The organism is Nocardioides sp., from assembly GCA_037045645.1.
Classification (GTDB): Bacteria; Actinomycetota; Actinomycetes; order Propionibacteriales; family Nocardioidaceae; genus Nocardioides.
Genome location: JBAOIH010000005.1, coordinates 1 through 21650, shown reverse-complemented (window position 1 = coordinate 21650; position 21650 = coordinate 1). Strand labels below are relative to the sequence as shown.

The window sequence follows — 21650 nt, the reverse complement described above, 5'->3', positions numbered from 1 at the left end:
CGATCTCGAAGCTCACACCACGCACGGCCTCGACAGTCTTGGTCGTACGCCGCCACATCTCGGTGCGGCTGGTGAACGTACGGCGCAATTCGCGGGCTTCGACGGCCATGTTCATGATGGATCCTCCGAGGGCAGATCTTGGGGGTCGATCTCCATCAGGCGACTCGGGGCGAACCCGGGCGTCGTCGATGTGGTGCGAGACGGGTCGAGCAGATAGTCCAGGTCGACCTGCCAGGTGTGCCCCGTCGGGTTGCGGCGCAGCACATAACCCAGCCCGTGGGTGCGATAGACGGTGCCACCGGCGGCGACGACGGCGGCGAGCAGTTGCGCGTCGACGAACTTGCGTACGGGCCGGAAACCGCCGACCGACAGCAGGGTGGAGCGATCGAGCATCATCGTCCCGCCCGCCACGAACGCGGCCGGAGTCTCGACCGCGTGCCCGCGCGAGACGGTCAGATCCGGCTCGGAGAGGTAGTGCACGTCCGCAGGCATTCCGACGATCTCGGCACCGGAATACAGCCGCGCGCGCAGCAGGTCGGCGATCGCGTCGGGCGAATACCAGTCGTCGTCGTCCATCTTCAGCAGCACCTCACCCGAGGCGCGGGTCACGGCCTGCTGCAGCACGTCCCCGAAGAGCGTCTCGGCGGGTTGCGGAGCGAGTACGAACGGCACCGACCCGAGCACCGCCGCGACCCGAGCCGGCGACACCTCGAAGCCGTGGGTCGCCAAGACGAGTTCGAGCGACACACCGCGCTGTCGCGCCACCTGCCGCAGCGCGAAGTCGAGCATCTCCTCACGCCGGGTCGCGAGCAGCACGCTGACGGTGGGTTCGGGAGCCAGTCGTACGCCGATCTGGCCCGCTACGCGACGACGCCAGGACCGCAGACCGTACGCATCCAAAGCCGCCCGTCGCAGCTCCAGCGAATGCTCCTCGCGGGCGAGCGGATCGGACAGATCGACCGGGCGTGTGACCAAACCCGACACCGCATCCAGGGCCGGATCCAGCGGGCCGGGCGACACCAGCGGCACCCCTGCCATCGCCAGCCCGGCGACCGTCTCGACAGCCGTCGACGCGTCCACCCGCACTCCGCGGGCACTGCGCAACGACGCGACGAGAGCGTCCCCGAGGTCGGCGTCCACCGGTAGGGAGATCACGTCTTCGGTGGACTCGCGTACGAAACCGCACGGGTTGAGCACCCGCTCGTCAAGCGCAGGGCCCGGCAAAGGCGCGACCACCGCTCGCCGGGTGATGTCGCCCGCCGGGGCGGGCGTGCCGAGGTCGGGTGGTACGTCAGCCGACGTGCCCGAGCCCTCGACCCATAGTCCCTCGTTGCCGGTGTCGTCTCGCCAGACCGCCTGGCGGGCCAGTTCGGTGACGAGGGCGGCGACGGGCACCGGCTTGGCGAAGCGCGCGACCAGCAGCCAGGCGCCGCCGACCCGACGGCCACGCAGTCGTTCGAGGGCGGGCCATTCCGCGCGCGGTCGGAGCAGGATCGAGGCGCCTGACTCGACCCGAATCGCGAAGACCCGGGCCTTGCCACCGTCGACCGCGAGGGTGCGCAGGTCGAGCAGGTCACGCACCGACGCCGTCCACGACTGCGGCTCGGCGGCGATGTCGGCCAGTGGGTCGCTCACCGGCCCGACCCAGTCCGGCCGGATCCAGTCCGGCCCAACCCTGCGCGCCGTAACACCCGCCCTGCCAGGGACCGCACACGCCGCAGCACCGTGGGTTCGGGATCGTCCACCACAACATCGGGCGCCGCCGGCGCACTCGCGGGCTTGCGACCGCGCGCCACCTCCACCGGGTCCTGCGGCGGACCGGCTCGACCGGGCAGCCGGCGTACGTAGGTCTCGACGGTCGGCACGAAGCCCAACTCGGCCCCTTCCACCCACCAGGAGCCGAACAGTTCGTCGATCACGTCGTCGAGCGACTCGCCCGGCTCCGCCACCCGGCGCGCGCGCGAGACGGCGGCCGTACGTTCGAGACGGGCCACCAACCCGTCGGGCAGCAGCGCCGACCGGACGCCGTGATGGGTCAGCTCCAGGTCGCGGATCAGTCGATTGAGGGTGCCCGGATCCGGCGCGTACTCCGTCGACGTCAGCGTCAACCGCACCATCGCGGGCGAGCGACCGGGCGGCAGTGACTCCACGAAATGCACGCGCGGGTCGGGCGTGAACATGTCGTGCGCCGCGCGCAGCGAACGCAACGGCTCGTCGAGGACGCGTACGCGCTCGTCGGTCAAGGTCGACCACGGACCGATCAGCGTCACGATCAGATCCGGGACGGTCGAGGCGAGCACGGCCTCGACGGTGCCGATGAAGTGCCGGTGCGAGGCGGGGGCGTCGAGCAGGCCCGCGGTGTCGATCACGACCTCGGCGTAGGGCACCAGATACGTACGCCCCTGGCTGGCGCGCTTGACCCGGCCGTCGGGGATGCGGTGCGCCAGGTGCGGCAGGTTGTAGTCGTTGACGTCGTCCTGGCGGCGCATTACCTGGGTATTGCCCAGGTGCCACGACACCGCCTGCCGGTCGGGGATGAACACGGCGCCACATTCGGAGAGCCGATAACCCAACTCGGAGTCCTCACCCAGCCGCAGGGAGGTATCCATCCCGCCTGCCTCGAAATACAGCGATCGCAGCAGCGACGCCGACGCCCCCACGTGCGCGCGATGGGCGCGTGGGCCGGAGAGCCGCAGGTCCTCGGATTGGCCGTACAGCGACTCGACCCAGTCGTGCGGCAGCCGCTCCTGGCCCGCGAATAGCGTCCCGACCTCACCACGAGCCACGATCTCGCGTACCTGCTCGGGCGACACCCCGGACAACGGGGCCGGATCGACGAACCACTTCTGACCCAAGACGACGGCGTGGTCCAGGAGGTCGTGCCAGCGGGCCTGCCGAGCCACCTCGTCGGCTTCGGCGAGCATGTCGGAGTCGAGCCAGTGGAGGATGTCGCCGTCGGCAGCCTCCGCGCCGGTGTGGCAGGCGGCAGCACGTCCCCAACCGGACGCCGTACGCAACAGCCGGGTCCGTTCGGGTCGCAACTCGGGCAGCGTGATCGGGCTCGGCGAATCGTCGACCACGAGCACTTCGAGCAGGTGCGCGGGATAGGTCTGCGCGGCCAGCCCGGCCAAGACGTACGGCAACGTGTCGGCGCAGTCGTAGGCCGGGATCACCACCGACACCGACTTGGTCGGCTCCCACTCGTCGAAGGCGGGCAGGATCAGGGTGCCCCAGTCGTTGTGGCGTACGCGTTGCTGGCTCATCGCGCGTCCTCACTGAGCCACCCCAGCGGCGCGAAGCCGCGCCATTGAGCGGCGACGCGCGTGGAGTTGAGGAAATACGCCAGGTCGGGGTTCCAGGTGTGTCCGTCCGAGGTGCGGCGCAGCAGGTAGCCCAGCCCCTGGGTGCGATAGATCGTGCCACCGGCACGGCGTACGGCCCCCAGCAACTGCGCGTCGGCGAACCGCGCGACCGAGCGCCAGCCGCCCAGCGAGAGCAGGTCGGCACGGCCGATCATCATCGTGCCGCCCGCCACCACGGAGCCGAAGACCTCGGTCGGCCCCGGCCGCCGCACGGTGATCCCGAGCGGTTCGAGATAGACGAACTCGGCGGGCATGCCGACAAGTGTGGCGTCCGAGTAGCGGCGCGCCCACAACAGGTCGGTGATCACGTCCGGGCCGTACCAGTCGTCGTCGTCGAACTTCACTACGACATCGCCCGACGCAGCCAACGTCGCCTGCTGCAGCGCGTCACCGAAGAGGGTGTCGCCGTCGAGACAGAGCACGGTCGCGGGGCGATCACCGAGCGCATGGCGTACGACCTGGGCATCCGGCGCGAAGCCGTGCCCGGCCACGACCACCTCAGCAGGGGCCTGCTTGGCAATCTGCGCCAAGGCGAAGGGCAGCATCTCCGGTCGGCGCGTGGTCAGCACGATCGACACGGTGGGGAGTCCGGTCGTACGCATCCCTTCACCGGCCGCGTCCACCCGCCACGCCAACGTGGACCGACTGCGCAGCGCCTCGCGGCGGGTGGCCAGGCTGTCCTCCTCGCGGATCAGTGGATCGCGCCAGCGCGCAGGCGGCTCGCCCACACACACGGGGACTCCGGCCATCGCGAGCGCCGCCGCGTCGGCTTCGGCTTGGCGCAGGCTCGCGGGGATGCGTACGACCCACGCGTCGCGCAGGGCGCGGATGGTGTGAGGGGTCACCGGACCGGGCGGCAGATCGACCACGTCACGAGTCCAGTCGCGCCGGAAGCCGATCGGGTTGAAGACGCCTTCGTCGACAGGTGGCGGCATCGGGGCTCTAACTGCCGCGCGCCCGGTGACCTCGTTGGGCTGACTCGCTGCGTTGTCACTCAAGACCAGGTCGGGTGGCACCTTCGCGTCGTCGTCCACCTCGGTAGCCACGACGAGACCAGCGTGGTCGAGGGTGGTGGTCCCGGCAGTTCGCGCCAGAGTGCGTACGACCTCGCTCGCGTCCACGGGACCGGCGAACCCCAGAGTCGTGATCGCCCCGCCGTCGCGGGTGCGATGGGTGTCGAAGGCCCGCAACGGCGGCCACCCCGGCAATACCTCGGGCACGACCGGGGCGTCGGCAGAAGCGATCCAAAGGCTGAGGTTGCGCACCCGTGCCAACTCGGGCAGCAACCCCGGCGTCCGGGCCTGGGAACGCAGCGTCGCGATGTCGGGCACGGCGAGTACGACGGCGCGAGCGCCCTCGGGGTTCGTGGTGACTTCGCCGACCAAGTCGGGGCACTCCAGCGCGACCAACGCGACCGGCCCCTTCGTACGCTCCAACAGCCCGCGCAGCGATGCGGGGACCCTGGCGTCGACCGCTGCGCTCGTCACCGATCCTCCTCGCTCAGGCGGCGATATCGTAGGTATCGTGCCGCATCCCGGGCCGGACTCCGCCGCCTCCATCACAGCAGCGGCCGAGACCGTCGCCACAAGTCCGATCTTCGACCATGAGTGGGTCTCGGCGCAGACCGGACACGCGTACGCCGACCGTCTGGCCGCCGCCCGCGACTATGTCAGCCGGGCAGCCACCGAGGATCTGAGTCCGCACCCGCTCTTCGAACCGACCTGGGTCTACCCCGGTGGGCGCTGGCGCGACAAGGCGCCTGACCCGCTGTCCTTCTATCTGAGTCGGCCCGAACGCACCCGCGGCACGCACCCCCTCCTGGGCACGATCAGCGCGCAGTGGTGGGAGTCGTTGACCGACCAGACCGAGTTGCCCTGGCGCTTCGGGGACAAGGTGACGTTGGCCGACGTACGCCATGCCGTCGCCCACGGGCGACCGGTGGACGCCCCCGACGTCTCCCTGGTCCTTCCGCACCGCGACTTCGCGCGGCTCCTGCCCTGGCTGCGCCAGGCGTACCGAATTTCTGCGACCGTCGAGATCCTGGTGATGACCGACGATCCTGTGCTGGCAAGGTTGGCGAGAGGGACCGGTGCGGCGATCCCCGGCGTACGCATTGTCGACTCGCTCGCCGCCGCCAGTGCCGCGATCACCGTGCTGGTCGAGCCCGACGTCGAGACACCGCTGTGGCCTTGGCTGGACCTGTTGTTGCCCAAGGTCGGGCCGACCACGTCGACGACCGCCCTGCTGCTGACCCCGGCCGGGGATGTGGTCGCCGCGGGGGCCGTCCTGCACAGCCAGGCCGAACTCAACGCTCAGTCCGGCCCAACTCAACGGGCGGTGCGGGCCAACTCGACCTGGGGGCCGCTGCTCGCCGGCACCACCCCCGACGACGTGGCACGGATGGCCCACCTGCCGGTCGAGGCCGCCTGGCCGGGAGTCGTCGCGGTCGACACCGCCGCGGCGCGCCGGGCGGGGCTGGACACCGAGGTGTCCACCGGAGGGCAGATCAGCGAGCTCACCGCCGCGATCGGGCAGACGTACGTGGTCCCGGAGGCCCGCGCGACGGTGCCCGACCCGCGCTCTCGGGTGCCTGGAAGCCACCAGTTGGCCACCACGCACCCGCTAAGCCTCCTGGCCGCCGCCGGTTTCGAATCGCCGGGGCACCCGCTGCGCATCCGCGAGGGTCTCCCCGCCCGGCGCTGGGCCCTCGATATCGCCGCGCCAGCGGCCCCACGCGGTCGGCGCTGGGGGGACGACGTCTTCGCGCGCTCGCTCAAAGACGCGCTCGAACGCGCCGGCCAGTGGGTGAGCATCGATCACCCCGAGACCCGCGCCCGGGCCTCGCGCGACCTCGACGACATCGTGCTGGTGATCCGCGGTCTCGAAGCCGTCCCGGTCGCGCCGCGCGACAACCAGGTGCACGCGCTGTGGGTGATCAGTCACCCGGCCGACGTCACCGCCGAGGAGTGCCGACCGTACGACCGCCGGTTCGCCGCCGGTCCCGCCTGGGCTCGCGACCGGACGAGCAGGTGGCGGCTGCCGATCGAGCCGCTGCTGCAGTGCACCGATCCACGACTCTTCTATCCCGGAGTGGGCCAGCCCGACACCGGCCCGGAGTTCCTGTTCGTGGGCAACTCGCGCGCCACGATGCGCGATTCCGTACGCCTGGCGCGCGAGTTGGACCTGCCCCTCACGGTGTACGGCGACGGATGGTCCGACCTGTTGCCGCCCGGCGCGGTCAGCGGCGTCCACGTGCCCGCCGACCGACTCGGCGCTGCGTACGCCCGAGCCGGTGCCGTCCTCAACGACCACTGGCCCGACATGCGCGAGCTCGGGTTCGTCTCCAACCGCACCTTCGACGTCCTCGCTGCCGCCGGCCGCCTGATCTGCGACGACGTGGCCGGGCTGCACGAACTCTTCGGCGACACGATCGCAGTCTGGCGTGACGCGGACGACTTCGCGCGGATCACCAGCGGCGACTGGCGCGCACGGTTCGGCACCGACGAGCAGCGACGGACCCTGGCCCACCGGGTGATCACCGAGCACTCCTTCGACGCCCGGGCCCGCCAACTGATCGACGCACTCGTGCCCCTCACGACCGCGATCCCAGCCGTCCGGCCGTAGACTCCCCGCCATGTCGCAAGCCTCCCTCACCCGCTCGTCGGACGCCGTCCACGAGCTGACGCTGCCGCCCGTGCGGTTGCGGATGGGAGGCGCGCACTTTCGCCAGGATGCCGACTTCGTCGATGCTGCGATCCGCGACGTCGCCGTGCTGCAGCGGTACGCCGGACTCGACCGCAACTCCAGCCTGCTCGACTGGGGCTGCGGGGCCGGGCGGCTCGCCGTCGGAGTCAAACAGGCACTCGGCCACGTCCGCGACTACCACGGTGTCGACGTGCAGCCGACCCTGGTGGAGTGGGCCCAAACCAACCTCACCGACCGGCACACCCGCTTCTCCCTGGTCGACCAACGCAACGAGCGCTACAACCCCGACGGTGAGGCGACGTTCGCGATCCCGGCCGAGGACGGCACGGTCGACGTGCTGTACGCGTACTCGGTCTTCTCGCACATGCTCGAAGCCGACGTCGCGGGATACTCCGCCACGATCGCGCGCATCCTGGCGCCCGGAGGTCGCGCCGTGATGACCGCCTTCGTCGAGGACGGCGTCTCCCCGTGTGAGGAGAACCCGGTCGGCTACGGACCCTTCGACTGGAAGGGACGGCTGCACTGCGTGCGCTTCGAACGCGGCCACTTCGAGCGGGTGCTGTGGCAGGCCGGGCTCGCGGTCGACGAGTTCGCGTACGGCCGCGAGACCGACGGTCAGTCGCTGTATTCACTGCGCCGACGCGACGGCGCGGGTCGCTGAGATGCAGTCGCGAGCAGACGACCTCGGCTACGTCTTCGTGGTGACGTACGGCCGGTCCGGCTCGACGCTGGTCCAAGGTCTGCTGAACTCCATCCCGGGCTACCTCGTCCGCGGGGAGAACAACGGCGCGCTGTATCACCTGTTTCGCTACCACCAGACACTGGTCGACGAGAGTCAGCGCGGCGTGCCCGAGCGCCGCCGCAAGGGCACGCACCCGTTCTTCGGCATCTCCGACTTCGCCGTCGAGCAGTCGGTGCGCGATTGTCGCCGCCTGTTCGTCGACACCGTGTTGCGGCCCGACGCGGACACCCGCGTCACCGGATTCAAGGAGATCCGGTGGTACCAGCCCGACCTCCTGGACTACGTGGCCTGGATGCAAGAAGTCTTTCCCGGCGCCCGATTCGTGGTCAACACCCGCAACCATGCGGACGTACTCAAGAGCAAGTGGTGGGCCAAGAAGGACAACACCGCCTACCTGCGCCAGATCGAGGACGGCATCCTCGAGGCGCAGGTCCGACTGGGCGAGGCGGCCTATCGCGTGCACTACGACGACTACGTCGCCGACCCCTCATCCCTCGAAGGCCTCTTCGACTGGCTCGGCGAGCCTTTCGACCTTGCTAGGGTCCAGGCGACACTCGGGCAGCGACACTCGGTTTGAGCCCTGCGTCGTGAGATCGGACGCGTTTGAGCACCGGCCCGAATGGAGAACCAGACCTCACGACTCTGCATCACACTCCCCGGGAACCGTTCCCGTTCGACCACGTCACCCGCAATCGCACCAGCAACAGCACCACGCAACAGAGAGGCAACTCCCTTGTCCCATCGTCGATCGAACGCACCGAAGGCGCTGACCGGCCTGATCGCCGGCGTCGCCGCCCTCGCGCTTGCCAGCGGAGCCACCAGCGCCACCGCAGCCAACGAGTCCGCCTCCACCCAGAATCAGTCGGTCGAGCGCCGTGCCGAGACCGCTGCCCTGACGGTGCTGCCCGGCATCGCCCAGCCCGGCAAGGGCAAGGCGTCGGCCAACAAGGCCAAGTTCGTCGCCTCCGCGCGTACGAGCCCCGCTTCCAAGAAGGGCCGGGCCGCCACCCTGGAGCGTTTTGACGGCACCAACTGGGTCGCCGTCTCCAAGACCAAGGTCAACCGCTCCCGCGCGGCCGAGTTCACCCTCAAGCCCAGCCTGTCGGGCAGCCAGGTCCGCGTGACCTTCGCCGGTGGCGTCAGCAGCGCCCCCGTTACCGCCGGCGCCTGGGGCGCCGCGGACTTCTCCGACGAGTTCAACGGTCGCAAGTTGGGCTCCTCGTGGATGCACCGCGGCACCACCTACAACCCCCAGGGTCTGCGCCGTTGCTCCAAGGGCTCGCCGAAGGCCGCCAAGGTCCGCAAGGGCACGGTGCAGTTGAAGGTCATCGTCGACAAGAAGAAGGCCAAGAAGACGTGCGTGGCCAAGCGTGGCGACGGCTCGAAGATCGGAAAGTTCAAGTACCGCCTCAACGGCCACATCTCCACGATGGGCAAGGTCGACCTGCGCTACGGCGTGGTCGCGGCGCGGATGAAGTTCCAGAAGCGTCAGGGTCAGCACGCGTCGTTCTGGCTGCAGCCCTACCACCTCGACAAGGACGCAGCCTCCGCGCACACCGGTGGCGCCGAGATCGACGTGATCGAGTGGTTCGGACAGGGCGGGACGGGCGGTGGCCTTACCTCCTTCATCTACGCCCCCAACGGCAAGGGTGAACTCGACAAGATCGGCGGCTTCTTGAAGAAGCCCAACCAGTACCTGGCCAACAAGAAGGACTCGTGGTGGGGCCGCTACCACGTGTTCTCGGTCGAGTGGACGCCGTCGGCGTACGTGTTCCGCATCGACGGCCGCGAGACCTACCGCACCACCAAGGGTGTCTCGGGCGTACGCCAGTTCATCATCTTGAGCCTGCTGTCGTCCGACTACGAGCTCAAGAAGCTCGGCGGGGAGAAGAACCTGCCGCAGGAGTTCGACGTCGACTGGGTGCGTGTCTGGCAGGACAAGACCCAGGGCTGACGCCCGCGCACTAGGGTGATCCGGTGCGCCGGACCACCAAGGGCAACTCCCACAGCCCCCCCGCGCCCACGCCGGCCGGTCCCGATCCAGGGGCCGCCGAAGGGCCGGGGGGGTTGTTGCGTGCCCAGGTCCAGGCCCTGCTGCGTTCTGGCCTGTTCGACCCGGCCTTCTACGCCGCCGCGGCCGGTGAGGTGTTCCCCGACCGCCGCGCCGCTGCCCGCGCACTGCTCACGACGGGCATGACCGCGGGTCTGCCTCCGACCCCGCTGTTGAGCCTGGGCTCGCTGCCCAAACCGATGGACAAGGCGTGGCGGCGCGGCCAGTTCCGCAAGGTGCTGGAGTTCTTGTCCGCACCCGAGCAGGCCGAGTTCGTCACCGGCCCACTCTTCGACTCCGGTCGCTACCTGCGTACGCTCCCGGCGGGCACCGACCTGGAGGGCCTGAGCCCCCTGGGCCATTTCCTCACCCACGCCACACCGGACACGCCCCTGCCGCTCCCCGGTGCTGATCGCGATCGGGTGCTCACCCTCGGGGACGCACGCGAGGCCCTGATCGACCACGCGGGCCTGGTCGTCGCACAGGAGCACGATGCGATCGGGCGAGATCTGTCCTATCAGGATGCCGCCCCGTTGCCGCTCGACGAGCCCGTCCGCCTCTGGTCGGCCGGCCCGGGCGGACCCCTGGTCTCGATCATCACGCCGTGGCGCGACCAGCACTTCGCGCGTGAGACGGCGCTGCTGATCGCCCAGGAACAGGAATTGCAGCGTTGGGAACTGTTGTTCGTCGGTGACGAGGCGGGCCCCGCCGTGATGCATGACGGACGGGTCCGTTGTGTTCGCACCCTCCCGGGCGAGGACTGGCGCAATCGTGGGCTCGACGAGGCCGAGGCACCGTACGCCGCCTTCTTGACCCGTGGGCACTGGTGGCGCCCCGGCTATCTCCGATCGGCGCTCAAGCGCCTGATCGGCACCGGTCGTGAGTCGGGCTACGCCGCCGTGCTCCAGCACGACCCGGAGGGGCGCTCGACGGTGCAGGCGGGGTACGGCGACCTGGCCACGCTGCGTTCGGGAGGCAGAGTCGATCTGGGGGCGCTGGTGTGTTCGACCGCCGCGGCTCGTGAGGTCGGCGGGTTCAACGCCGCGTTGGGCGTGGGTGCGGACGTCGACTTCGCGTTGAAGTTGGCCTCGCGCGGGCCGACCGAGGCGTTTCCCTTCATCGCCAGCGAACGACTCACGCCCGCGGCCGTCATGCGGCGCAGCACCGCGGCCGGTGCTGACGGCGACTGGCTCGACGTGCTGGGACGTGCCTGGGTCGACTGGGATCGCGTCCGTGCGGACGTCCCACAGCGGGTGCCGGGGCGGTTGTCGGTCGTGATCCCGACCTACCGCGACTCGACGATGACGATCGACGCGGCCCGTACGCTGCTGGCCACGACCTCACTGCCCGACGTCGAGATCAACATCCTCGACAACGGTTCGCCGTTCTCGGTGGCCCAAGACCTGATCGCGGCCTTCCTCGGCGAGCGGCGAGTCCGCTATCGCCGGCTCCCGGTCAATCTGAACTTCGCGATCGGCTGCAACATCGGCTTCGCGCAATCGTCGGGCGACACGGTGCTGTTCCTCAACAACGACACCGTCTCCACCTCCGACTGGCTCCCGGGGGTGGTGGCTGCGCTGGACGATCCCAGTGTCGCGGGCGCGCAGCCCGTGCTGCTCTATCCCGACGGCACCGTCCAGACCGCCGGCACGGTCTTCCCCGCCGACAACGGGCTGGCCTGCCACTTCCTGCCCAACTGCAGCATCGAGCAAGCCCAGATCGTCGGCGAGATGCGCTTCAGCGCGGTCACGGCAGCCGCGATGGTGATGCGGGCGGTGGACGTGGCGCGGCTGGAGGGTTTCGACGCGCACTACGTCAACGGGATGGAGGACGTCGACCTGTGTCTGCGTGCGTTGGAGTTGCATCCCGGCGGATTCCGGGTCATCCCGACGTCGACGTTGACCCATCTAGAAGGCAAGACCGCCGGTCGCAGTCACCGGATCCCGCAGAACCGCGTGTTCTTCTGGGAACGATGGAACGGCCGCGTCCCCGGCCCCGAACTCGACCTCTACGTGCGCGCGGGCTTCCGCATCGAGCGGATCGAGTACGACGACGTGGCGATCCCGTCGCCGCGCCCGGTCCTCGCCCCCGCCGAGTCAGCAGATCTTCCCCGCTGAGTCAGCAGATCTTCCCGCCGAGTCGGCACATCTTCTCGCCGAGTCGGCACATCTTCCCGCCGAGTCGGCAGATCTCGCGCTCAATCCCGCGCACGCTGGCGGGCGATGTAGTCGGCGAACCAGGCGTACGACCGCTTCGGGGTGCGTACGAGCGTCTCGAAGTCGACGTGCACCAACCCGAAACGTTGGGTGAACCCCTCGGCCCATTCGAAGTTGTCGAGCAGCGACCACGTGTAATAGCCGCGTACGTCCACCCCCTGCGCGATCGCCTCGGCCACCGCGCCCAGATGACTGTCGAGATAGTCGATGCGCGGCTGGTCGGCGACGACGCCGTCGGCGTCGGGCCCCATGCCGTACGAGCACCCGCTCTCGGTGATGTGGATCGGCGGGAGTGCCGCGCGATAGCGAGCCCGCAGCAGGATCAGTAGTTCGCGCAATCCGTCCGGCACAACCGGCCAGCCGAAGTCGGTGGTGTCGTAGCCGACGACGTCGACCTGTTCGAACGGCAGCTCGGCGCCCTCACCACCCGCCGCGATGCGCATCGGGTTGTAGTAGTTCACGCCGTAGAAGTCGAGCGGCTGGCGGATCGTGGCCAGGTCGCCGGGTCGGACGAACTCGTCCAGCAGCGGCGCCAGGTCGACGGGATAACGGCCCAACAACAGCGGCTCGGCGAAGAGTCCGTTGTAGAGCGCATCGAAGAGTTTGGAGGTGCCTACATCCTCGGGTGCATCACTCGCCGGCCAGATCGGTGCGTGGTTGTTGGCGCACCCGATCGAAGAGGCTCCGGCAGCGCGCAGCGCGAGAGCGGCCCGACCGTGACCGAGCAGCAGGTGGTGCGCCACGGGCACGGCATCGAAGAGCAGCTTGCGACCCGGCGCGTGCTGGCCCAGGGCGTACCCCAACATCATCACCATGTTGGGCTCGTTGACCGGCACCCAGTGCTCGACCCGATCGGCGAAACGTTCGCCCACGATCGCGGCGTACTCGGCAAAGCGCTCGACGGTGTCGCGGTTGAGCCAGCCACCCTGATCTTCCAGAGCCTGCGGGAGGTCCCAGTGGAAGAGCGTGACCATCGGCTTGATCTCGGCTGCGACCAACTCGTCGATCAGCCGGTCGTAGAAATCCAGCCCCTCGGCGTTGGCAGGCCCGCTGCCGTCCGGCTGGATCCGCGGCCAGGCGATCGAGAGGCGATAGCCGTCGGTGCCGAGGTCGCGCATCAGCGCGACATCTTCGGCGAAGCGGTGATAGTGGTCGCAGGTCACGGCGCCGCTCGATCCATCGATCACCCGGCCGGGCTCGCTGGTGAAGGTGTCCCAGACGCTAACGCCGCGCCCGTTCTCGCGTACGGCACCTTCGATCTGGTAGGCGGCCGTGCTGGTGCCCCAGCGGAAATCGTCAGGGAATCTGGGGGTGTCACTCACCGGCTCACCTTATGCGTGCACCGCGCTCGGCTGGCGGACCCTCTGCCCGCGAACTACACCGGCAGCGAACTACACCGGCAGCGCGACGTACGTCGTGTCGAGGTATTCCTCGATCCCCTCGAAGCCGCCCTCGCGACCGAAACCGCTGTGCTTGACTCCACCGAACGGCGCCGCTGCGTTGGAGACGATGCCGGTGTTGATGCCGACCATGCCGAACTGCAACTCCTCCGACAGCCGGATCGTGCGCGTCATGTCACGGGTGAAGACATAGGCGACCAGGCCGTACTCGGTGTCGTTGGCGCGGCGTACGGCCTCGGCCTCGTCGGTGAAAGTGGTGATCGGCGCGACCGGACCGAAGATCTCCTCCTTGTTGATCTCGGCCTCTGCCGGCACACCCACCAGGACCGTCGGCGCGTAGAAACTGCCGTTCTTGAGGGACTCGTCATCGGGTACGCCACCACCGGTCACCACGCGGGCGCCGTCATGGATGGCGTCGGTGACCAGTTGCGAGACCGACTCGACCGCGCGAGAGTCGATCAGCGGACCGACCTGGACACCCTCGTCTTGGCCACGCCCGACCTTGAGGGCACCCATCTTGGCCGCCAACTTCTCGGCGAACTCGGACGCCACCGACTCGTGGGCCAGGAACCGGTTGGCGGCCGTACACGCCTCGCCCATGTTGCGCATCTTGGCCAGCATCGCGCCTTCGACGGCCGCGTCGACGTCGGCATCCTCGAAGACCAGGAACGGCGCGTTGCCGCCAAGCTCCATGCTCATCCGCTGCAACTCACCGGCCGATTGCGCGACGAGCAGCTTCCCCACCGGCGTGGAGCCGGTGAAGCTCACCTTGCGCAGGCGGCTGTCGGCCATCAGCGTCTTGCTGAGCGCACCGGAGTTGTGAGTGGTCACGACGTTGAGTACGCCCGGGGGCAGCCCCGCCTCGGTCATCGTCTCGGCCAGCTTCAGCGTCGTCAGGGGGGTGAGCTCGGCGGGCTTGACCACCATCGTGCATCCCGCGGCGACGGCCGGGCCGATCTTGCGCGTGCCCATCGCGAGCGGGAAGTTCCACGGCAGCAGGAAGAGACACGGGCCGACGGGCTTCTTCATCGTCAGCAACCGGGTGCCACCGGCCGGGTTGTGCATCCAGGTGCCGGAGATGCGTACGGCCTCCTCGGCGAACCAGCGGAAGAACTCTGCGGCGTACGCGACCTCGCCCTTCGCCTCGGCGACCGGCTTGCCCATCTCCAGGCTCATCAGCTCGGCGTAGTCGTCGGCGTCGCGCTGCAACAACTCGAAGGCCCGGCGCAGGATCTCGCTGCGCTCGCGAGGAGCCGTACGACGCCAGTCGTCCTGCACCGCGACCGCGGCGTCCAGCGCATCGAGGGCGTCGCCCTCGTCGCCATCGGAGACCTCCGCGAGCACGCTGCCATCGGCGGGGTCATAGACCTTGAACCGGGCACCTGATTCGGCCTCGCGCCAGTGGCCGTTGATGAACAGGTCGCGTCGTACATCCAGCGTCATAGGGCCACTGTGTCACCACCTGACACCCACGCGCATCCCGATCCCCGCGGCGCGAATTCTCGAACAGGAAAACTTGTCCCAATCGCCTGACGCAGAGCCGCAACGGTGCCACAGTTGCCCCGTCGGGGGGTGAACCCTGACGCCAGTGGCGGGCCCTTGCTGACCCCATGCATCGAGGGCCTGCCACGCCCGTCTCCGGCTGCGTCTGCCGCTGCCCCTCCGGCTGCCGGCGATGTTGCGCAACAGACACGCGTACCTCTTGCTTTCGCCACTCCCGAGGAGAAGTTTGGGAGCCATGGCAGACAAGAGTGCACAGCGCAGACAACCCGGCCAGGACCTGTCGGTCTCCTCCCCCGATCAGATCCGCAACGTGGTGCTCGTCGGACCGGCCGGTTCGGGAAAGACCACCCTCATCGAGACCCTCCTGGTCTCCGCGGGTGCGCTTCCCCGGGCCGGTTCGGTGCTTGACGGCACGACCGTGTGCGACTTCGAGGACGCCGAACACGCCCACCAGAGGTCGCTGTCGGTCGCGGTCGCGCCGGTCGTGCACCAGGGCGTCAAGATCAACTTCCTCGACACCCCCGGCTACGCCGACTTCGTCGGTGAACTTCGCGCCGGGCTGCGGGCCGCGGACTGCGCCCTGTTCGTGATCGCCGCAAACGAGCAGGTCGACGCGGCGACCCGGGCCATCTGGCGCGAATGCGCCGACGTGTCCATGCCGCGTGCCGTCGTGATCACCAAACTCGACCAGCAGCGAGCGGACTACGACACCGTGCTGCTGGAGGCACAGGACGCCTTCGGCGACAAGGTGCTGCCATCGCACGTCCCAGTACGCGACGGTGACGAGGTCACGGCCTTGGCCAATCTGCTCTCTCCTGGTGACGACGAGGATCTGCGGGGGCAATTCATCGAAGGCGTGATCGAGGAGTCGGCCGACGAGACGCTCATGGATCGCTATCTCGGTGGCGAGGAGATCGACGAGAAGGTGCTGCTGAGCGACCTGGAGACGGCCGTCGCGCGCGCCACGTTCCACCCGGTCATCCCGGTCTGCTCGATGACGGGTGTGGGCACGACCGAGTTGCTCGACCTGGTCGTACGCGCGTTCCCGCATCCGGCCGCACATCCGATGCCGGCGGCCTTCACGCCGTCGGGCGCGGCTGGTCCGGCCTTGGCATGTGATCCGGCCGGGCCACTGGTGGCGGAGGTCGTCAAGACGACCAGCGATCCGTACGTCGGCCGGATCTCCTTGGTGCGCGTCTTCTCGGGCACGCTGACCGCGGATTCGACACTGCATGTCAGCGGACACTTCTCGTCCTTCTTCGGGACCCACGCACAGGCCGATCACGACGAGGACACCCGCATCGGCGCGCTGTCGTACCCGTTCGGTCGCCACCAGGAGCCGGCCGAATCCGTGGTCGCGGGCGACCTCTGCTCGATCGCGCGACTCACCGTGGCAGAGACCGGCGACACGTTGTCGTCGCCGGAGCAGCCGGTCGTACTCAAGCCCTGGACGATGCCCGAGGCGCTGCTGCCGACGGCGATCGTGGCGCGGTCGAAGGCGGACGAGGACAAGATGTCGACGGCGTTGTCCCGGGTCGTGGCCGAAGACCCGTCGCTGCGGATCGAGCACAACGCCGAGACCCACCAGATCGTGCTGTGGTCGCTGGGCGAATCCCACCTCGACGTCACGTTGGAACGCCTGTCGACCCGCTATGGCGTGTCGGTCGACCAGGAGCCCTATCTGGTGTCGTTGCGCGAGACCTTCGCGTCGCCTGCGTCCGGGCACGGACGGCACGTCAAGCAGTCGGGCGGGCACGGCCAGTTCGCCGTGTGCGACGTGACGGTGGAGCCGTTGCCCGCGGGGTCCGGCTTCGAGTTCGTCGACAAGGTCGTCGGTGGCGCGGTCCCGCGCAACTACATCCCGTCGGTCGAGAAGGGGATCGTCGCCCAGATGGCGCGCGGAGTCCGGGCCGGGTATCCGGTGGTGGACCTGCGCGTCACGCTGACCGACGGCAAGGCGCATGCGGTCGACTCCTCCGACATGGCCTTCCAGACGGCCGGGGCGTTGGCGCTGCGCGAGGCCGCGGCGGCCACCTCGGTGACGTTGCTGGAGCCGTACGACACCGTGTCCGTGCTGGTGCCCGACGACCTGGTCGGTCACGTGATGAGCGACCTGTCGGCGCGCCGAGGGCGTCTGCTCGGCACGGACAACCTGGGGACCGATCTGACCGAGATCAAGGCAGAAGTGCCACAGACCGAACTGGTGCGGTATGCGATCGACCTACGTTCCTCCACGCACGGCGCGGGGACGTTCACGCGGTCGTTCGCGCACTATGAGCCGATGCCCGAGGAACTCGCCAAGGGGGTCGCGCCGCGGGTGGGGTGAGTCTGGAGTCGACTAGCCGATGGGCAGCGGTCTGATCACCGTGGTCTCGCCGTCACCTGCTGGAGGTGGCGGCGTCGGCGCCCACAAGACCACGAGGGTCATGTCGTCATTCTGGATCGTGCCGGCGCGACGAGCTTCGCCGATCCGCTCGGTGATCGCCGCCCCGTCTCGACTCAACAGCAGCTGCCACACGGGAGCGCCGGCCTCGTGGGCAGCGAGTGCCCAGTGACCGAGTTCGTCACTCATCAGCAACCAGCAATCACCTGAACGCATGCGCCCCTCGATGGAGCGCAGGGGCGGCGGGTCCTGCGCCCCGCTCCGCAGCAGTTCGGGGGCGAACTCGAAGCCTCCGCTGGCGGCGATCGGGAAACTGGTCAACAGTTCGAGGGCGCCGACCCCGGGCCGCAGGTGCACGACGATCGAATCGCCCACCGCCACCGCACGCCAACGTGGGCCTGACTCGGACTCCATGAGCGTGACACCCACGAATGTCGCGTGGGATTCGAGCCCGTTGGCAGAATCACCCCACCAGCCCTCCACGTTCTCGGCCTCGGGAAAAGAGGCGACGACCCGACCGAGCCACGCCTCCACCGCTGTGTTGTCAGCAGGTGGCGGCGCGGCTACGAAACTGTCGCACAGGTGTCGAGACCACTCACCTGCCCGGAACGAACTGGACGCGCCGTCGCTGACCGCCGCCCAACGCCCCGCCCTGTCGATCGCGGCCGCGTCGTCGTTTTCGTCAGGCGCCGAGCCTTCCTTGGCCACGGTGAAGCGCCACGCCCCGCGTGCTTCGGGCTGCGGCTCGTACGGCGACGGGGCCGGCTGCCGATCGACCCGTGGTGGCCGTGCCGCTATCGGGACCTGCGCACTCTGCGTCACCTCTGCACGAGCGAGACTCCTGACCGACGCGGGGCGGCCGGGCGCCCGCACCAGCGTGCCGGCCAACAAGGCTCCGGCACCGGCCCCAACCATCGAGAGCACCAGGAAGGCCCAGGGGTGGCGCTGTACCGCGTCGCTGAGGTTGGCGGCACCGAGCAGCAGGAGCAGCCAGATCGTCAGGGAAGCGACCCACCCGACACTGGTGCGACGACTTGCGGCCGGGTTCATCCGATACGTCCGATGCTGGTGCCAACGTTGAGGAACTGAGCCAGCGACTTCAGGTCCGCGTTATAGGCGAAACCTCGCGATCCTGGCTGCACCGCAAGGCCATGAGCACGCGCCGCATCCACCATCTTGGGGGGCAACTGCGAACTCATCGAGAAGAGCCTGTGCGCATTCACGGTCTCCAGATCGTCCGTCGTCGAAGGGAACACCACCGGCCGGTGTTGGAACTGAGAGATGTGGACGTTGAAGAAGAGCACTTCTCCATCCGTCGTCCGCAGGCTTCGCAACCGATCAGCCCACACGCCTGGATCGCCGTCCGTGGGCTGCCCGTCGCTGAGGTTGATCACGATCGGGGGGAACGCGGTCGGATGCTGAGTGACCCAGGTATGGCACACGCGACCCGCATAGTCGAGTGCCGCACACATCGGTGTGCCGCCGCCGTGCTTGGGTTCGATCCAGACCGGCATATTCACCATCGCGCCGGTGCTGGCATTGCGCTGTTTGCCGATGCGCAGCGGGGATTGCGCCAACACCGTCGTGGAGTACGGGCCGGTCGGATGCTGCGGAATCCGCAGGGCAGTGCCGACCCGGGCCTCTGTTCCGGATCCCCCTTGATAGCCGACCACCTCGACGAAGAAGTACGGCCGGGGTGGCTCGCGCGGTGTCTTCACACACCGCAGCACCAGTTCATAGAGCAGGCTGTTGAGTTGCTCGGCCACCACGGAGGCTTTCGGGTCGTTGGTCCCCGCGATGCCCATCTTCATCGAGTCCGACTGATCGACGAGGATCACGATCAGTGCGGGATTGGCTCGGTCGATGCGCTGCTCGTGGCTCATTGGGGTGCTCCTGGTGCGGCCGGTTCGCCGCCGTGGGTGTTCGTGACCGTGGCCTGGCCGGCTTCCTTGCTCGGCACAGGCGCGTGGCCGCCTTGCTCCGCGTCCGGCGTCGTCATGTCCGTCGCGGTGCTCGTCGACCGGAACGGGCCGAAGAACAACGAGGGGGTGGCGGTGGGGGTCGCCGTCGGCGCTGCTGCGGTCACCGTCACGGTCACCGGACCAGCGGACGGCGCCGGTTTCCTCGGCGCTGGGACGGTCGGACTGTTGCCGAGGACTACAACGCCGACGATCCCGACCAGGAGCGAAACCGCAGCACCGACAGCGGCACCCAGGACTCGTACGAGCACCCCCATCACACACCTGCCTTGGTGCGAATGCGCAGGTAGGTGTCGGCGACTCGGATCACGTCTCCGTCGTGAAGCTGGACCGACTCGCCCACCGATCGGGTCACGCCGTTCAGCTCGATCGGGCGCTGGGGATTCAGGGTGAGGCCTGCTGCACCGGCCGACAGATAGGCCCACGGCATGTCCCCAGTGCCTTCGACGCGGACCCGGTGGGCACCAACGCCGCCGAGGTCGATGACTTCGCGGTCCACCACCACCTCGTGTCCTGCCCCGGGGCCCTCGATCAGGTCGACCCAGAACCGTCGGGTCACCCGGTCGGCGAGGCCGATCGCCAGACCGATGACGACGCACGCCAGGAAAATCGCCACCGAGAGAAAGGCCGACGGCGTCATGTCCAGCCCATAACGCTGGTCCAACCTGGAATAGATCATGAAGGGCCGGACAGCCGCGTGCAGGGCACCTCCCAGCGCTCCACCGACGAGTCCCCCGATCACGCCGGCTGCGACAGCGCGACCACTGCGACGCAACAGGCCCACGACCACGCCAATGCCGACGGCCTCGAGAACCCACGCCGACAGCACGGCCATCGCGGGTGCCACCACGGGTTGGAAGTCGGTATCACTCCCACTCCGGCTCACCAGGTAGAACACCAGCGCGGACAGCAACGAGACCGGGATCGACAACGCGGCTGCGCCGGCGCCCTGACGTACGCTGGCCGCAAGGTCACCACGGATCACGACGCCAGCACCGGCAAGCGCCCCAGCCAGGGCCATGCCGACCACCACGAGAAAGACGCCGCCCGCCGACGATGACCCTCCGAGGATCGCCCACACCAGCACCTGGAGCACACACACGACCAGTCCGGCCACGAGGCCGGCGGTCGCGCCGACAACGGGCGCGCTCCACACCACTCTCTGACCGGCGCCGAACCGAGCGGGGTCACTGCCCGGCCGACCAGCATCCCCGTAGTCCCGAGTCCCTGTCTCTCTTGCGCCCGGTGAACCGGCGACCGCGCCGTCGTCCCACCACTGGTCGGCAGCGGCCGGGGTAGCGGCGGGAGTCGGAATCGAGTACGCCAGCGCGGTTGCGGCAGTGGCTTCGGTGGGCGTGGCGTCTGTCCACCAGTCCGCCTCCGGGTTCACCGGCGGCGCAGAGTGTGCTGAGCCGTTGCTGCCTGGCGCCGGCGCGAGCACGGTCGCCGCCTCGCCGGCAGACACTGCGCCGAACGCCGCGTGATCTTGCTGCTCCGAGATCGGCAGCACCACCGTGCTGGTCTGGGGTTCACCGTGGATCGCGGTCAAGACCTGCGGCAACGTCGGTGGCCTGCTGGCGCCGCAGAACTCCTCGAGTTGGGACGCGAGACGTCGTACGTCCTGATCAGGGCTCTGCGCCAGAGCGCGCCAGACATCCGTGTTTGCCGGCTGCTCGAAGTCGGCCTGCGTAAGGATCAGATTCTCGCCATTGTGGAAACGCCACAGCCCCGGATCGACGGCGAGCGCGCGCAAGGACAGATAGCCGACGAGCAGGCTGAACGCATCCACGTCGGGTCCCCAGTCAGCCTTCGACCGCTTCGGATGCTGGAAGTTGGGATGCCCGGTCTCGGTCGGAGCGGTCGTCACACCAGGTGCATAGAAGCCGTCGAGATCGACAAGGCGGAAGACGCCTGACTCATCCACCAGAACATTGCCGCACTGGAGATCACCGTGAGCGGCTCCCTCAGCGGCAAGGTTCGCTCCCACGGCGAGCCATTCGTCGGCGTACGCCATCAGTCGCGCCGGGTCCTCGACGGCGTCGCCTACCGCGTCGTTGAGGGGAAGTCCCGGCGCCCATGGCATCAAGACCGCGGGCCAGCGGGCCCCCGAGACTTCGAGCCCGTAGTCGACCCAACGCACCGGTGCCACGCGAGGCAACGGTGCGGTCGAGAGGAACTCATCGATCTGGCGATACCGGTTGGCCGCATCGGGAGGCAGGTGGGTGAAGCAGCGCAGCGCGACCGGCCCCGAGTCGTGCTCGAGTTCGAAAACGATCGCGTTCTGACCGGTCGCGGACGCGGGCATGCCCA

At 68.9% G+C, this 21650-nt stretch carries 15 protein-coding genes; 6 read left to right on the top strand and 9 right to left on the bottom strand.

The window, feature by feature from the left end:
* Positions 1-111: 111 nt before the first annotated feature.
* From V9G04_16160 to V9G04_16150, 3 genes are read right to left on the bottom strand one after another with little or no spacing between them, the layout of a single operon-like run.
* A complete protein-coding gene (locus V9G04_16160) occupies positions 112-1635 on the bottom strand; it encodes a glycosyltransferase family A protein (protein ID MEI2714777.1) in 1524 nt (507 codons plus the stop codon).
* Positions 1632-3263 carry a glycosyltransferase family 2 protein gene (locus V9G04_16155; protein MEI2714776.1) on the bottom strand — a complete coding sequence of 544 codons (1632 nt, stop codon included), beginning with the start codon at positions 3261-3263 and terminating at the stop codon, positions 1632-1634. Before V9G04_16155 ends, V9G04_16160 begins: the two co-directional genes overlap by 4 nt.
* Positions 3260-4849: a hypothetical protein gene (locus V9G04_16150; GenBank protein MEI2714775.1), complete on the bottom strand. Its 1590-nt coding sequence runs from the start codon at positions 4847-4849 to the stop codon at positions 3260-3262. Before V9G04_16150 ends, V9G04_16155 begins: the two co-directional genes overlap by 4 nt.
* Positions 4850-4886: 37 nt before the next feature.
* Between V9G04_16150 and V9G04_16145 the strand changes: the two genes are divergently transcribed.
* The 5 genes from V9G04_16145 to V9G04_16125 all read left to right on the top strand — a co-directional run bounded on the left by V9G04_16145 (position 4887) and on the right by V9G04_16125 (position 11976).
* Positions 4887-6986: a glycosyltransferase gene (locus tag V9G04_16145; GenBank protein MEI2714774.1), complete on the top strand. Its 2100-nt coding sequence runs from the start codon at positions 4887-4889 to the stop codon at positions 6984-6986.
* A 10-nt stretch (positions 6987-6996) separates the two neighbouring features.
* Positions 6997-7728: a class I SAM-dependent methyltransferase gene (locus V9G04_16140; protein ID MEI2714773.1), complete on the top strand. Its 732-nt coding sequence runs from the start codon at positions 6997-6999 to the stop codon at positions 7726-7728.
* Between the two features lies 1 nt (position 7729).
* Positions 7730-8386 carry a sulfotransferase gene (locus V9G04_16135; protein ID MEI2714772.1) on the top strand — a complete coding sequence of 219 codons (657 nt, stop codon included), beginning with the start codon at positions 7730-7732 and terminating at the stop codon, positions 8384-8386.
* 156 nt (positions 8387-8542) lie between these two features.
* On the top strand, positions 8543-9763 hold the full coding sequence (locus tag V9G04_16130; protein ID MEI2714771.1) for a glycoside hydrolase family 16 protein: 1221 nt from the start codon (positions 8543-8545) through the stop codon (positions 9761-9763).
* Between the two features lie 23 nt (positions 9764-9786).
* The gene (locus V9G04_16125) at positions 9787-11976 is read left to right on the top strand and encodes a glycosyltransferase (GenBank protein MEI2714770.1); all 2190 of its coding nucleotides are present in this window, start codon (positions 9787-9789) and stop codon (positions 11974-11976) included.
* Between the two features lie 80 nt (positions 11977-12056).
* Here the strand turns inward: V9G04_16125 and V9G04_16120 are convergent, their stop codons facing one another.
* Positions 12057-13397: a GH1 family beta-glucosidase gene (locus V9G04_16120; protein ID MEI2714769.1), complete on the bottom strand. Its 1341-nt coding sequence runs from the start codon at positions 13395-13397 to the stop codon at positions 12057-12059.
* 69 nt (positions 13398-13466) lie between these two features.
* On the bottom strand, positions 13467-14918 hold the full coding sequence (locus V9G04_16115) for an NAD-dependent succinate-semialdehyde dehydrogenase (GenBank protein MEI2714768.1): 1452 nt from the start codon (positions 14916-14918) through the stop codon (positions 13467-13469).
* Positions 14919-15213: 295 nt separating this feature from the next.
* Between V9G04_16115 and V9G04_16110 the strand changes: the two genes are divergently transcribed.
* Positions 15214-17304: an elongation factor G-like protein EF-G2 gene (locus V9G04_16110; GenBank protein MEI2714767.1), complete on the top strand. Its 2091-nt coding sequence runs from the start codon at positions 15214-15216 to the stop codon at positions 17302-17304.
* Positions 17305-17316: 12 nt separating this feature from the next.
* Here V9G04_16110 and V9G04_16105 read toward each other — a convergent pair whose 3' ends face one another.
* The 4 genes from V9G04_16105 to V9G04_16090 all read right to left on the bottom strand — a co-directional run.
* On the bottom strand, positions 17317-18411 hold the full coding sequence (locus tag V9G04_16105) for a hypothetical protein (protein ID MEI2714766.1): 1095 nt from the start codon (positions 18409-18411) through the stop codon (positions 17317-17319).
* Positions 18408-19244, bottom strand: a complete 837-nt coding sequence (locus V9G04_16100) for a vWA domain-containing protein (GenBank protein MEI2714765.1) — start codon at positions 19242-19244, stop codon at positions 18408-18410. The genes V9G04_16105 and V9G04_16100 overlap by 4 nt, the downstream gene beginning before the upstream one ends.
* Positions 19241-19600 carry a hypothetical protein gene (locus V9G04_16095; GenBank protein ID MEI2714764.1) on the bottom strand — a complete coding sequence of 120 codons (360 nt, stop codon included), beginning with the start codon at positions 19598-19600 and terminating at the stop codon, positions 19241-19243. Before V9G04_16095 ends, V9G04_16100 begins: the two co-directional genes overlap by 4 nt.
* A partial coding sequence (locus V9G04_16090) for a hypothetical protein (protein ID MEI2714763.1) occupies positions 19597-21650 on the bottom strand: 2054 nt, incomplete at its 5' end. The genes V9G04_16090 and V9G04_16095, both read right to left, overlap by 4 nt.